We start from the raw sequence: 12,563 nt of genomic DNA on the forward strand, positions 1-12,563 counted from the left end.
CGTTGATACCTACTGAGCGTCGACAAATCATTCTTGATATGGTGGCGGAGAAAGGCATCGTCAGTATCGCTGAACTGACCGAGCGCATGCATGTATCCCACATGACTATCCGCCGTGATTTACAAAAACTGGAGCAGCAAGGCGCGGTAATCCAGGTCTCTGGCGGCGTGCAATCATCGACTCGCGTGGCGCACGAACCCTCGCATCAGATCAAAACCGAACTGGCGACGCCGCAGAAAGCGGCGATTGGCAAACTGGCCGCCAGCCTGGTACAGCCAGAAAGCTGTATCTACCTTGATGCAGGTACTACCACGCTGGCGATCGCCAGGCAGCTGGTTACGATGAATAAACTTACGGTGGTGACCAATGATTTCGTTATCGCCGATTACCTGATGGACAATAGCGATTGCACAATTATTCACACTGGCGGGGCGGTATGCCGGGAAAACCGGTCGTGCGTCGGTGAAGCCGCGGCGACGCTTTTGCGCGGGCTGATGATTGACCAGGCCTTTATTTCCGCCTCTTCCTGGAGCGTGCGCGGTATTTCAACGCCGGCAGAAGATAAAGTCACGGTGAAACGGGCCGTCGCCAGCGCCAGCCGCCAAAAAATTCTGGTGTGCGACGCGACCAAATACGGCCAGGTCGCTACATGGCTGGCGTTACCGCTGGCGGAATTCAACCAAATCGTCACCGATGACGGCCTGCCGGAAAGCGCAATTCGGGCGCTGGCTAAAGTGGATATCTCACTGCTGATGGCCAAAAAATAGCGAAGCGGCGCAAGCCGCTTACGTCATCATCTTGCGTACCAGTTGCGTAAACTGTTCGCGTTCTTCAGCGCTCAGTCGCCCCAAAAACTCATCGTCAACGCGATCCCCCAGTGGTATCGCGGCGGCGAGCAACGTCTGGCCCTGAACGGTGAGATAGACAAAACGCCGACGTTTATCCAGCGGATCGTTTTCTCGCTTTACCAGCCCACGATTTTCCATCCGGCTTAACATCTCCGCCAGCGTCGCTTTAGTGCTAACCGCCGCTTCGGTCAGATCGACCTGTTCAATACCCGGATGTTCAGCAATAACGCGCATCACCGCATATTGAGGTTTGGTGAGTTCCGGTAGTTCATGCTGCCAGCGTGCGGTATGTTGCTGAAAAAGTTGGCGTAACAGATGAAACGCGGTGTTTCGTAACTCCATGAGCGCTCCGGATAAATTAACTTTTTCTATCATAACGACTTATGCACGGTTTTTTAATGACGAATGCTTTAGCTAAACGTGCGCAGGCGTCGGGAGCGATCTTGTCGCAAAGGCCGTGTGGGCGTATTTTGATTAAAATGTTCGTATACGAACGATATTTGAGGTAAGAAATGAGATTGATTGTGGGGATGACCGGTGCGACCGGCGCGCCGCTTGGCGTCGAGCTACTCCAGGCATTGCGGGCGATACCTGATGTTGAAACGCATCTGGTAATGTCAAAGTGGGCGAAAACCACTATTGAACTGGAGACGCCCTACACGCCCGCTGAGGTAGCCGCCCTGGCAGATTATTGTCATAGCCCGGCCGATCAGGCGGCGACCATTTCCTCCGGCTCATTTCGTACCGACGGCATGATTATTATCCCCTGCAGTATGAAAACACTGGCGGGGGTTCGCGCCGGCTATGCCGAGGGGCTGGTGGGACGCGCTGCCGATGTCGTGTTGAAAGAGGGTCGCAAGCTGGTGCTTGTACCGCGGGAAATGCCGCTCAGCACGATTCATCTGGAAAACATGCTTGCGCTTTCTCGTATGGGGGTGGCGATAGTGCCGCCCATGCCCGCGTTCTACAACCTGCCGCAAACCGTTGACGATATTATCCAGCACATCGTAGCGCGCGTTCTCGACCAGTTTGGTCTGGAGCATACGCGCGCGCGTCGCTGGCAAGGACTGCGACAGGCAGCAAATTTTTCACAGGAGAATGGATAATGGCATTTGATGATTTGCGCAGTTTTTTACATGCGCTGGATCAGCAGGGACAACTGCTGAAAATCAGCGAGGAAGTGAATGCGGAGCCGGATCTCGCCGCCGCTGCCAACGCAACGGGACGAATCGGCGATGGCGCGCCCGCGCTGTGGTTTGACAATATTCGTGGTTTTACCGACGCCCGCGTGGCGATGAATACCATCGGTTCCTGGCAGAACCATGCCATCTCACTGGGTTTGCCGCCTAACACGCCGGTTAAAAAACAGATCGATGAATTTATTCGCCGCTGGGACAATTTTCCGGTAGCGCCGGAACGACGGGCGAATCCGGGCTGGGCGGAAAATACCGTCGACGGCGACGCGATCAACCTGTTTGATATCCTGCCGCTGTTTCGTCTGAACGACGGCGACGGCGGATTCTATCTGGATAAAGCCTGTGTGGTATCACGCGATCCGCTCGATCCCGATAACTTCGGCAAGCAGAATGTCGGCATCTACCGTATGGAAGTTAAAGGCAAGCGTAAGCTGGGTCTGCAACCAGTGCCGATGCATGATATCGCATTGCACCTGCACAAAGCTGAAGAGCGTGGCGAAGATCTGCCGATTGCGATCACGTTGGGTAACGATCCGATCATTACCCTGATGGGCGCAACGCCGCTGAAATACGATCAGTCAGAGTATGAAATGGCAGGCGCGCTGCGTGAAAGCCCCTATCCTATCGCCACCGCGCCGCTGACCGGTTTTGATGTGCCGTGGGGATCTGAAGTCATTCTTGAAGGGGTCATCGAAAGCCGTAAACGTGAAATTGAAGGACCGTTCGGCGAATTTACCGGCCACTATTCCGGCGGTCGCAACATGACCGTGGTGCGTATCGATAAGGTCTCTTACCGCAGCAAACCCATTTTTGAATCGCTCTATTTAGGTATGCCGTGGACGGAAATCGACTACCTGATGGGGCCGGCGACCTGCGTGCCACTGTATCAACAGCTGAAAGCCGAATTTCCGGAAGTGCAGGCGGTAAACGCCATGTACACCCACGGCCTGCTGGCCATCATCTCAACCAAAAAACGCTACGGCGGCTTTGCCCGTGCGGTGGGCCTGCGAGCGATGACGACGCCGCACGGTCTGGGATATGTGAAGATGGTGATCATGGTCGATGAAGATGTCGATCCATTCAATCTGCCACAGGTGATGTGGGCGTTGTCGTCGAAAGTGAATCCGGCAGGCGATCTGGTACAGCTACCGAATATGTCCGTCCTGGAACTGGATCCGGGCTCAAGCCCGGCGGGGATTACCGACAAGCTGATCATTGACGCCACCACGCCGGTTGCGCCAGATAACCGTGGTCACTATAGCCAGCCGGTTTTTGATTTACCGGAAACTAAAGCCTGGGCTGAAAAGCTGACCGCCATGCTGGCCAACCGTAAATAAGGAGTAACCGATGATTTGTCCACGCTGTGCCGATGCACATATTGAACTCATGGCGACTTCGCCGGTAAAAGGAGTCTGGACGGTATATCAGTGTCAGCATTGTCTGTATACCTGGCGCGATACCGAACCGTTACGTCGTACCAGCCGCGAACACTATCCACAAGCGTTTCGCATGACGCAAAAAGATATTGATAACGCGCCAATGGTGCCGAGTATCCCGCCGTTGCTGGCAGAAGACAAACGGTAAAAAAAAAGGCCAGTCTGTCGACTGGCCTTTTTTTGACAAGGGTACTTACTCGCGGAACAGCGCTTCGATATTCAGCCCCTGCGTCTGCAGAATTTCGCGCAGACGGCGCAGGCCTTCAACCTGAATCTGACGAACACGTTCACGCGTAAGACCGATTTCACGGCCTACATCTTCCAGTGTCGCAGCTTCATATCCCAGCAGACCGAAACGGCGCGCCAGCACTTCACGCTGTTTGGCGTTCAGTTCGAACAACCATTTGACGATGCTCTGTTTCATATCGTCATCTTGCGTGGTGTCTTCCGGACCGTTCTCTTTTTCATCGGCCAGGATGTCCAGCAACGCTTTTTCGGAATCACCGCCCAGCGGGGTGTCTACCGAGGTAATGCGCTCGTTGAGACGAAGCATACGGCTGACGTCATCAACCGGTTTATCCAGTTGCTCTGCAATTTCTTCCGCACTCGGTTCGTGGTCCAGTTTATGCGACAACTCACGTGCGGTGCGCAGGTATACGTTCAGCTCTTTAACAATGTGAATCGGCAAGCGAATCGTACGGGTTTGGTTCATAATCGCCCGTTCGATTGTCTGGCGAATCCACCAGGTTGCGTATGTTGAGAAGCGGAACCCGCGTTCCGGGTCAAACTTCTCGACTGCACGGATAAGCCCCAGGTTGCCCTCTTCAATCAGGTCCAGCAACGCCAGTCCACGATTGCCATAACGGCGGGCAATTTTTACCACCAGACGCAGGTTACTCTCAATCATGCGACGGCGAGAAGCGACATCTCCACGCAGTGCGCGACGCGCAAAATAGACTTCTTCTTCGGCTGTTAACAGTGGTGAATACCCAATCTCACCAAGGTAAAGCTGAGTCGCGTCCAACACACGCTGTGTGGCCCCTTGCGATAACAGCTCTTCTTCAGCCAGGTCGTTATCACTGGGTTCCTCTTCACTCAAGGCTTTTTCGTCAAAAGCCTCTACTCCGTTCTCATCAAATTCCGCGTCTTCATTTAAATCATGAACTTTCAGCGTATTCTGACTCATAAGGTGGCTCCTACCCGTGATCCCTTGACGGAACTAGCAAGTCAAAGCCTGGTTCCGCCGCTTTATCGCTGCGGTAAATAACGCAGCGGGTTTACGGATTTCCCCTTGTAACGAATTTCAAAATGCAAGCGTGTAGAGCTGGTGCCGGTGCTACCCATAGTAGCGATTTTTTGCCCCGCCTTAACTTCCTGTTGTTCCCGGACCAGCATCGTATCATTATGGGCGTAGGCACTCAGGTAATCATCGTTATGTTTGATGATAATAAGATTACCGTAACCACGCAGCGCGTTACCGGCATATACGACGCGCCCATCAGCGGTTGCGACGATAGCCTGTCCCTTACTGCCTGCAATGTCGATCCCTTTATTGCCCCCTTCGGAAGCGCCAAAGTTTTCGATCACTTTGCCATCCGTCGGCCAGCGCCATGCGGAAATCGGCGCGCTGGTTGACGTACTGCTTGCATTTGGTTCGGTCGTGCTTACCGTTGGTGCCGTTACAGGCGCTGTGACAACCGTCCCAGCAGGCTTGTTGTTTGGCAACATTTTGTTAGCACTTTGTTCACCTGAGCCCTCAGAATACGTAATTGTTGGTTGAGACGCAACTGCAACGGTGGAATTTTGTGCAGACCTGGTCACAACTCCTTGCTGTGCTGCATCCGCCTGGGTGATCGCATTTCCGCCAGTAATTGGCGTACCGGATGCGTTACCAACTTGCAAAGTTTGCCCTACATTCAGGCTATACGGGGCAGGAATACTGTTTCTCTGGGCCAGATCGCGGAAATCGTTCCCGGTAATCCAGGCGATGTAAAAAAGCGTATCACCCTTTTTCACGGTGTAAGTACTGCCACCCGTATAGCTACCTTTCGGAATATTCCCATACTGGCGATTGTATACGATTCGCCCATTTTCCATCTGCACGGGCTGTTCCGCGACCGGTTGAGTTTGCATGGGCTGCGTTACAGGACGCTGAACGGGTTGAATTTGCGGCGCTTGTTGCGGCGTTTGTTGCGTCGTCGCGCCCATTTTTGGCGGCGGTGTGATCAACATCCCGGAATTGGTATTTGATGACGAACCACTGTCCACAGACGTAACCGGCGCCGGAGGGTTTGACGAACTGGTACAACCTGCCAGCCATAGTGAAACCAGTGATAGTGCCGCAATGCGACTAACGGTGAATTTTGGGCTTCCCGCGCTCATTTATCCCCCAGGAAAAAATTTGGTTAACAACCAGTGACGTAAGAACCGTGCAACACATTAAGTGAACACGGGAAAATGTGTTCACGATACGCTTAACCCACCGGGAATAACCAGGAAAACTCCAGGTATTCGTTTCGGCTTCATCAGGCGTAATAGTGGGTGTTTGCAGGGCAAACTAGGCCAGCTCTCCCTTGACTAACGGGACGAAGCGAACGGCCTCCACGGTATCGATAATAAATTCGCCGCCCCGGCGACGCACGCGTTTCAAAAACTGCTGCTCATCGCCCACGGGCAGAACAAGAATGCCGCCTTCATCCAACTGTGCCATGAGCGCGGTAGGAATTTCCGGCGGCGCGGCCGTCACAATGATAGCGTCAAACGGCGCACGCGCCTGCCAGCCTTGCCAGCCATCGCCATGACGGGTAGAAACATTATGTAAATCGAGCTGCTTCAGGCGGCGGCGCGCCTGCCATTGCAGCCCCTTAATCCGCTCAACGGAGCAAACGTGATGCACCAGATGCGCCAGAATCGCCGTCTGATAGCCGGAACCGGTGCCAATTTCCAGCACCCTGGACTGCGGCGTCAGTTCGAGCAGTTCCGTCATTCGCGCCACCATATAGGGCTGCGAAATCGTCTGACCCTGGCCTATCGGCAAAGCGATATTTTCCCAGGCCTTATGTTCAAACGCTTCATCAATAAATTTCTCGCGCGGCACTGCGGCAAGCGCATTAAGCACCAGCTCATCTCTGATGCCCTGCGCGCGCAATTGTTCAAGAAGAGCCTGTACACGTCCACTTACCATTGCGTGCCAACTCCCACGCTGTCTAACCAGTCTGAAACCACATCATGCGCGCTGTGCGCGGTTAAATCCACATGCAACGGCGTGACGGAGACGTAGCCTTCATCCACCGCCGCGAAATCGGTATCCGGCCCGGCATCGTATTTATCGCCCGGCGGGCCAATCCAGTACAATGTATTACCGCGCGGATCTTCCTGCGGGATTACTTTATCCGCTGGATGGCGGCTACCGCAGCGAGTCACGCGGATACCTTTAACCTGCGCTAACGGTAGATCCGGGACATTCACGTTGAGAATACGCCCGGTACGCAACGGCTCCCGGCTTAACCCTCGCAAAAGCGCGCAAGTCACGGCCGCAGCCGTATCATAATGCTGATAGCCGTTAAGGGAGACCGCTAATGCCGGAAAGCCGAGATGACGACCTTCCATCGCCGCGGCGACAGTACCGGAATAGATCACATCATCGCCCAGATTCGGACCCGCGTTAATACCGGAAACGACAATATCCGGACGCGGACGCATTAAGGCATTAACGCCCAGATAGACGCAATCGGTCGGCGTCCCCATCTGTACAGCGATATCGCCATTATCAAAGGTAAAAGTACGAAGCGAAGATTCCAGCGTGAGGGAATTAGACGCGCCGCTGCGGTTACGATCCGGGGCTACGACCTGTACATCAGCAAACTCACGCAGCGCTTTCGCCAGCGTTTGTATACCGGGCGCGTGAACCCCGTCATCGTTACTCAGCAATATGCGCATAATCACCCATTGTGTTGATCAGTTCCCTTACTACGCTGGTGGCAAAACTGCCTGCGGGCAGCCAGAAACGTAACTCGACGGTAACGTCATCCCACCAGTTCCAGCTTAATTGTTGCGGATAAAGCAGCATCGCTCTGCGCGACGCCTCTACTTTTTCGCGCAGCAACAGCAATTGCAACACCGTTTCCTGGGCAATGGCATCTTGCTCAAACGCCAGCGCCGCACGCTGTGTTCCCCACTCTCCGCTGCCCGGCAACGACGCTGTAATCATCAGCTCTTTTTCGTCTACCCGGCGCTGCAATTCAGGCAGTTCTTCAGATGTCGCGACGAACCAGCTTCCACGCCCCGCTAATTGTAGCGCATCGCCGTCAACAACTTGATTAAAGTCTGGTTTCTTCAGCCGCTGGTGAACAATTTGATTAAACAACGCGCTACGTGCCGCCGACAACCAAAAACTGCGTTTATTGCGATCGCGCACCGGCGCGTTACTTTGCGCCCAGCGCAGCGCGCCCTGCAAGTTGCTGCCGCCAATGCCGAATCGCTGTGCGCCAAAATAGTTCGGCACGCCGCTATCGCGAATCGCCTGCAATCGTGTTTCGACATCGCGGCGATCGCTTATTTCACGCAACACCAGCGTAAAAGCATTGCCTTTCAGCGCGCCTAAACGCAGCTTACGCTTGTGACGCGCGTATTCCAGCACTTTACAACCTTCCAGCTGAAAGGCGCTGAAATCGGGCATCTCTTTCCCCGGCACGCGCGCGCACAGCCACTGCTCGGTAACGGCGTGTTTATCTTTTTGCCCGGCAAAGCTCACTTCGCGAGCGTGAATTTTCAGGAATTTCGCCAGCGCGTCAGCGACAAAACGGGTATTGCAACCGTTTTTCAAAATACGCAGCAGAATGTGCTCGCCTTCACCATCCGGCGTAAAGCCTAAATCTTCAACCACCACAAAATCTTCCGGATTCGCTTTCAGCAATCCGCTACCTTGTGGCTTTCCGTGCAGCCAGGTGAGATTGTCAAACTCTGTCATTTCGCCGCCTTCATCAGCAGCGCGACCGCTTCGCAGGCAATGCCTTCTCCGCGTCCGGTAAATCCGAGCTTTTCCGTCGTCGTCGCCTTCACGTTAACGTCATCCATATGGCAGCCGAGATCTTCGGCGATAAAGACACGCATTTGCGGAATATGCGGCAGCATTTTCGGCGCCTGCGCAATAATGGTGACATCCACGTTGCCGAGGGTGTACCCCTTCGCCTGAATACGACGCCAGGCTTCGCGCAGCAGTTCGCGGCTATCCGCTCCCTTAAATGCCGGATCGGTATCCGGGAAGAGCTTGCCGATATCGCCAAGCGCCGCCGCGCCCAGCAGCGCATCGGTCAGCGCATGTAACGCCACATCGCCATCGGAATGCGCCAATAGCCCTTTTTCATAAGGGATACGCACGCCGCCAATGATAATCGGCCCTTCTCCGCCAAACGCGTGTACGTCAAAACCGTGTCCAATTCGCATTATGCTTTCTCCTGGTGGATGGTTCGGGTCAGATAAAATTCCGCCAGCGCCAGATCTTCCGGACGGGTGACCTTGATGTTATCCGCGCGACCTTCTACCAGCGCCGGATGAAAACCACAATACTCCAGCGCTGACGCTTCGTCGGTGATGGTCGCGCCTTCATTCAGCGCACGCGTCAGACAATCGTGCAAGAGTTCGCGGGGGAAAAACTGCGGGGTGAGCGCGTGCCATAAATCGGCGCGCTCTACGGTATGGGCAATAGCGTTTTTCCCCGGTTCGCCGCGTTTCATGGTGTCGCGCACCGGACTGGCGAGGATACCGCCGACCCGGCTGTTTTCGCTGATAGCCAGCAACCGCGCAAGGTCATCCTGATGCAAACAGGGTCTTGCCGCATCGTGCACCAGCACCCACTGCGCCTTTGCAACGGCCTGCAACCCGGCCAAAACGGAATCAGCGCGTTCGTTGCCACCATCCACAACGGTGATTTGCGGGTGATTCGCCAACGGAAGTTGGGCAAAGCGATGATCGCCAGGGCTGATAGCAATAACAACGCGTGTCACCCGAGGATGCGCCAGCAGCGCATGAACTGAGTGCTCCAGAATGGTTTTATTACCGATTGAGAGATACTGCTTAGGACATTCTGTTTGCATTCGGCGGCCAAATCCGGCAGCCGGCACCACGGCGCAAACGTCCAATAAAGTGGCTGCCATGTTAAATCCCTGGATGGTTTATCGATGAGTTTGCCCCGCCGTTGCCGCGCGTTTTGAGGCGTCAGGCACCAGACGATAGAAGGTTTCGCCCGGTTTGGTCATGCTAAGTTCGTTGCGCGCGCGCTCCTCAATCGCTTCCTGGCCGCCATTGAGATCGTCAATTTCGGCAAAAAGCTGATCGTTACGCGCTTTAAGTTTGGCGTTTGTCGCCTGCTGCGCGACCACATCATCGTTGACGCGGCTATAGTCATGTATGCCGTTCTTACCGAACCACAGCGAGTACTGTAGCCAGACCAGTAAAGCCAGCAACAGCAGCGTTAGTTTACCCATCCTGCCCCCTGAAAAACGGCATCATCATCCCATAACGTCCTCTGTGACTCCACATTCAGGACGGGATTGCCGCGACAACGCCGGCAAATGTACCACATTTGCCGGATGTTACGTATACCCGAGTAAGGAGAACATAATCTCATTGTTGGTTACGGTTTGAATTATGACCGGAGGCGCAGTGATAACCCGTCTACCCTAATAGCCATATAAATAACGCGCCGAACAGCGCGCCTACCGCCAGTAGAGTAAACATGATGCTAAAAAGTATTTTGCCCTTTACCAGCAGATGCAACGCAATGCCGATAATCACCGATACCGGCATTAACGCGAGGAAAAAGGGCCAGGTATAGAGGAAAAAAAACAGCGTGTTAGGGCCATAAAGCAGAAAAGGGATCCCCAACGCCAGCAGCCATGACACAAAGCCGACCACCGCCCCCGGAAATGCACCGGTGGCGTCATCGTCGACCATGAAGGCGTCTGACCTTGTGAAAGTAATGTTATGGCTATTACGCATATTAAATCCTGTAACCTTGACCATACCGGGCATACAAGCCCGGTGGTGTCTCAGGATCTGATAATATCGCGCCGTCTCAGTAGATCTAATAATTGGGAAACCAAATTTGTTACTAATTGTTCACCATTTAGATGAACCAGGGGCGAGTCAGGCGCTTCGTAAATGGCGTCGATACCGGTAAAGTTACGCAACTCGCCCGCGCGCGCTTTTTTATACAACCCTTTAGGATCGCGCTGTTCACAGATAGCCAGCGGCGTATTGACATAAATCTCGATAAAACGATCGTGGCCGACGCACTCTTTTACCAGTTGCCGCTCGGCGCGGTGCGGAGAAATAAATGCCGTCAAAACAATCAGACCGGCGTCCGCCATCAGACCGGCCACTTCGCCTACCCGCCGGATATTCTCCTGGCGATCGGCATCGCTAAAGCCTAAATCACGGCACAAACCGTGGCGCACATTATCGCCATCCAACAGGTAGGTACTGACGCCACGCTGATGTAACGCCTCTTCCAGCGCGCCGGCCACCGTTGATTTTCCCGAACCGGAGAGTCCGGTAAACCACAGCACCACGCCACGGTGGCCGTGGAGCTGTTCACGGGCGGCGACAGTAACGGGATGAGAGTGCCAGACCACGTTCTCATCATGCAGCGCCATGTTTATCTCCCAGCAAATCGCGGGCGTCCCAGTGCGGAAAATGACGGCGTACCAGCGCATTCAGCTCCAGCTCAAACGCACTGTATTCCACGGGCGGCGTCGCTCCGCGTTCGTTCAGTTCCCGCACCATGCCAGCGCCCACGGTGACGTTAGAAAGCCGGTCGATAAAAATCAGTCCGCCCGTCACCGGATTTTGCTGATAAATATCCAGCGCGAGCGGCTCATCGAATGTCATCTCTACCAGACCAATACCGTTTAACGGCAGGCTCTCGACGTCTCGTTGGGTCAGATTGTTGATATCAATCTGATAGCGAATAGCTTCGATACGCGCGCGGGTTTTCTTACCCGCGAGTTTAACGTCGTAGCTTTGGCCCGGCGCCAGCGGCTGTTCCGCCATCCATACCACGTCGATCGCGGCATGACGCGCAGGTGCCAGCGTCTCGTTTGCCGCCAGCAGCAGATCGCCGCGGCTAATATCAATGTCGTCGTTGAGTACCAGGGTAATGGCTTCGCCCGCACAGGCTTCTTCTTTATCGCCATCAAAAGTGACGATACGCGCCACGCTGGATTCCACGCCGGACGGCAGCACTTTAATGCGCTCTCCGACTTTGACGCTACCAGACGCCAGAGTGCCGGCATACCCCCGAAAATCAAGATTCGGGCGATTGACGTATTGTACCGGAAAGCGCATCGGCTGACGGTCTACCGCACGCTGTATGTCTACCGTTTCCAGGACTTCCAGCAGCGTCGGACCGCTGTACCAGCGCATATTCGCGCTCTGCGCGGCGACATTATCCCCTTCCAGCGCCGAAAGCGGGACAAAGCGAATGTCCAGATCGCCTGGCAACTGTTCAGCAAAGGTCAGGTAATCTTCGCGAATACGGGCGAAGGTCTCTTCGCGGTAGTCAACGAGATCCATTTTGTTGATTGCCACCACCAGGTGTTTGATCCCCAACAGAGTGGAGATAAAGCTATGGCGACGCGTCTGATCCAGCACGCCTTTACGCGCGTCGATCAATAGGATCGCCAGATCGCAGGTGGACGCCCCGGTCGCCATATTACGGGTATATTGTTCATGGCCCGGCGTGTCGGCGATAATAAATTTTCGTTTTTCCGTGGAGAAATAGCGGTACGCGACGTCAATAGTAATGCCCTGCTCACGCTCAGCCTGCAGCCCATCTACCAGCAGCGCCAGATCGAGTTTTTCTCCCTGCGTGCCATGACGTTTACTGTCATTATGCAGAGAAGAGAGCTGATCTTCATAAATTTGCAGGGTATCGTGCAGCAAACGACCTATCAGCGTACTTTTACCGTCATCAACGCTGCCACAGGTTAAAAAACGCAACAGGCTTTTGTGCTGTTGGGCAATCATCCAGGCTTCGACGCCGCCTTCATTGGCGATTTGTTGGGCAAGTATGGTGTTCATGG

17 protein-coding genes are annotated in these 12,563 nt (G+C 54.4%); 5 read left to right on the forward strand and 12 right to left on the reverse strand.

Annotation, left to right across the window (positions count from 1 at the left end):
* The first annotated feature begins 2 nt into the window (after positions 1-2).
* The gene (ygbI, locus tag J4614_RS13630; protein WP_000613178.1) at positions 3-767 is read left to right on the forward strand and encodes a DNA-binding transcriptional repressor YgbI; all 765 of its coding nucleotides are present in this window, start codon (positions 3-5) and stop codon (positions 765-767) included.
* Between the two features lie 18 nt (positions 768-785).
* Here the strand turns inward: ygbI and J4614_RS13635 are convergent, their stop codons facing one another.
* Entirely contained in the window at positions 786-1,190 is a 405-nt protein-coding gene (locus J4614_RS13635; protein ID WP_000423338.1) for a MarR family winged helix-turn-helix transcriptional regulator, read from the reverse strand.
* A gap of 170 nt (positions 1,191-1,360) precedes the next feature.
* Between J4614_RS13635 and J4614_RS13640 the strand changes: the two genes are divergently transcribed.
* The 3 genes from J4614_RS13640 to J4614_RS13650 are packed head-to-tail and all read left to right on the forward strand — an operon-like array spanning position 1,361 to position 3,628.
* A complete protein-coding gene (locus tag J4614_RS13640) occupies positions 1,361-1,954 on the forward strand; it encodes a non-oxidative hydroxyarylic acid decarboxylases subunit B (RefSeq protein WP_001237180.1) in 594 nt (197 codons plus the stop codon).
* On the forward strand, positions 1,954-3,381 hold the full coding sequence (locus J4614_RS13645; protein WP_000863167.1) for a non-oxidative hydroxyarylic acid decarboxylases subunit C: 1,428 nt from the start codon (positions 1,954-1,956) through the stop codon (positions 3,379-3,381). The genes J4614_RS13640 and J4614_RS13645 overlap by 1 nt, the downstream gene beginning before the upstream one ends.
* A gap of 10 nt (positions 3,382-3,391) precedes the next feature.
* Positions 3,392-3,628 carry a non-oxidative hydroxyarylic acid decarboxylases subunit D gene (locus J4614_RS13650; RefSeq protein ID WP_000562967.1) on the forward strand — a complete coding sequence of 79 codons (237 nt, stop codon included), beginning with the start codon at positions 3,392-3,394 and terminating at the stop codon, positions 3,626-3,628.
* 45 nt (positions 3,629-3,673) lie between these two features.
* On the opposite strand, the gene rpoS is transcribed toward J4614_RS13650, so the two are convergent.
* A complete protein-coding gene (rpoS, locus tag J4614_RS13655) occupies positions 3,674-4,666 on the reverse strand; it encodes an RNA polymerase sigma factor RpoS (RefSeq protein ID WP_000081498.1) in 993 nt (330 codons plus the stop codon).
* Between the two features lie 62 nt (positions 4,667-4,728).
* Complete coding sequence (gene nlpD, locus J4614_RS13660) at positions 4,729-5,811, reverse strand: murein hydrolase activator NlpD (RefSeq protein WP_223163312.1); 1,083 nt, start codon at positions 5,809-5,811, stop codon at positions 4,729-4,731.
* On the opposite strand from nlpD, the gene J4614_RS22160 reads away from it, so the two are divergent.
* Positions 5,741-5,899 carry a peptidase gene (locus J4614_RS22160; RefSeq protein WP_223148970.1) on the forward strand — a complete coding sequence of 53 codons (159 nt, stop codon included), beginning with the start codon at positions 5,741-5,743 and terminating at the stop codon, positions 5,897-5,899. The genes nlpD and J4614_RS22160 overlap by 71 nt on opposite strands.
* A 138-nt stretch (positions 5,900-6,037) precedes the next feature.
* Here the strand turns inward: J4614_RS22160 and J4614_RS13665 are convergent, their stop codons facing one another.
* The 9 genes from J4614_RS13665 to cysN all read right to left on the reverse strand — a co-directional run bounded on the left by J4614_RS13665 (position 6,038) and on the right by cysN (position 12,561).
* Positions 6,038-6,664 (reverse strand): protein-L-isoaspartate(D-aspartate) O-methyltransferase, encoded by a 627-nt coding sequence (locus J4614_RS13665; RefSeq protein WP_000253542.1) that lies wholly within the window; start codon positions 6,662-6,664, stop codon positions 6,038-6,040.
* Positions 6,658-7,419: a 5'/3'-nucleotidase SurE gene (gene surE, locus J4614_RS13670; protein WP_001221538.1), complete on the reverse strand. Its 762-nt coding sequence runs from the start codon at positions 7,417-7,419 to the stop codon at positions 6,658-6,660. The genes J4614_RS13665 and surE overlap by 7 nt, the downstream gene beginning before the upstream one ends.
* Positions 7,400-8,449: a tRNA pseudouridine(13) synthase TruD gene (gene truD / locus J4614_RS13675; RefSeq protein ID WP_079972093.1), complete on the reverse strand. Its 1,050-nt coding sequence runs from the start codon at positions 8,447-8,449 to the stop codon at positions 7,400-7,402. The genes surE and truD overlap by 20 nt, the downstream gene beginning before the upstream one ends.
* Positions 8,446-8,925: a 2-C-methyl-D-erythritol 2,4-cyclodiphosphate synthase gene (gene ispF / locus J4614_RS13680; protein ID WP_001219244.1), complete on the reverse strand. Its 480-nt coding sequence runs from the start codon at positions 8,923-8,925 to the stop codon at positions 8,446-8,448. The genes truD and ispF overlap by 4 nt, the downstream gene beginning before the upstream one ends.
* On the reverse strand, positions 8,925-9,635 hold the full coding sequence (gene ispD, locus J4614_RS13685) for a 2-C-methyl-D-erythritol 4-phosphate cytidylyltransferase (protein WP_000741649.1): 711 nt from the start codon (positions 9,633-9,635) through the stop codon (positions 8,925-8,927). The genes ispF and ispD overlap by 1 nt, the downstream gene beginning before the upstream one ends.
* 18 nt (positions 9,636-9,653) lie before the next feature.
* Positions 9,654-9,965, reverse strand: coding sequence for a cell division protein FtsB (gene ftsB / locus J4614_RS13690; RefSeq protein ID WP_000517480.1), 312 nt, complete (start codon positions 9,963-9,965; stop codon positions 9,654-9,656).
* 190 nt (positions 9,966-10,155) lie between these two features.
* Positions 10,156-10,479: a DUF3561 family protein gene (locus tag J4614_RS13695; RefSeq protein ID WP_180312717.1), complete on the reverse strand. Its 324-nt coding sequence runs from the start codon at positions 10,477-10,479 to the stop codon at positions 10,156-10,158.
* 50 nt (positions 10,480-10,529) lie between these two features.
* Entirely contained in the window at positions 10,530-11,135 is a 606-nt protein-coding gene (gene cysC, locus J4614_RS13700; RefSeq protein WP_114053080.1) for an adenylyl-sulfate kinase, read from the reverse strand.
* The gene (gene cysN / locus J4614_RS13705; RefSeq protein ID WP_023214376.1) at positions 11,122-12,561 is read right to left on the reverse strand and encodes a sulfate adenylyltransferase subunit CysN; all 1,440 of its coding nucleotides are present in this window, start codon (positions 12,559-12,561) and stop codon (positions 11,122-11,124) included. The genes cysC and cysN overlap by 14 nt, the downstream gene beginning before the upstream one ends.
* Positions 12,562-12,563: the final 2 nt, after the last annotated feature.

This window comes from Salmonella sp. 32031103-2018-00083-FB-01-SM-01 (assembly GCF_017571995.1).
GTDB lineage: Bacteria > Pseudomonadota > Gammaproteobacteria > Enterobacterales > Enterobacteriaceae > Salmonella > Salmonella enterica.

Coding starts and splice junctions, on each gene's coding strand:
- J4614_RS13635 (WP_000423338.1), bottom strand. CDS start 1,190: ATGGAGTTACGAAACACCGCGTTTCATCTGTTACGCCAACTTTTTCAG.
- J4614_RS13640 (WP_001237180.1), top strand. CDS start 1,361: ATGAGATTGATTGTGGGGATGACCGGTGCGACCGGCGCGCCGCTTGGC.
- J4614_RS13645 (WP_000863167.1), top strand. CDS start 1,954: ATGGCATTTGATGATTTGCGCAGTTTTTTACATGCGCTGGATCAGCAG.
- J4614_RS13650 (WP_000562967.1), top strand. CDS start 3,392: ATGATTTGTCCACGCTGTGCCGATGCACATATTGAACTCATGGCGACT.
- rpoS (WP_000081498.1), bottom strand. CDS start 4,666: ATGAGTCAGAATACGCTGAAAGTTCATGATTTAAATGAAGACGCGGAA.
- J4614_RS13665 (WP_000253542.1), bottom strand. CDS start 6,664: ATGGTAAGTGGACGTGTACAGGCTCTTCTTGAACAATTGCGCGCGCAG.
- surE (WP_001221538.1), bottom strand. CDS start 7,419: ATGCGCATATTGCTGAGTAACGATGACGGGGTTCACGCGCCCGGTATA.
- truD (WP_079972093.1), bottom strand. CDS start 8,449: ATGACAGAGTTTGACAATCTCACCTGGCTGCACGGAAAGCCACAAGGT.
- ispF (WP_001219244.1), bottom strand. CDS start 8,925: ATGCGAATTGGACACGGTTTTGACGTACACGCGTTTGGCGGAGAAGGG.
- ispD (WP_000741649.1), bottom strand. CDS start 9,635: ATGGCAGCCACTTTATTGGACGTTTGCGCCGTGGTGCCGGCTGCCGGA.
- ftsB (WP_000517480.1), bottom strand. CDS start 9,965: ATGGGTAAACTAACGCTGCTGTTGCTGGCTTTACTGGTCTGGCTACAG.
- J4614_RS13695 (WP_180312717.1), bottom strand. CDS start 10,479: ATGCGTAATAGCCATAACATTACTTTCACAAGGTCAGACGCCTTCATG.
- cysC (WP_114053080.1), bottom strand. CDS start 11,135: ATGGCGCTGCATGATGAGAACGTGGTCTGGCACTCTCATCCCGTTACT.
- cysN (WP_023214376.1), bottom strand. CDS start 12,561: ATGAACACCATACTTGCCCAACAAATCGCCAATGAAGGCGGCGTCGAA.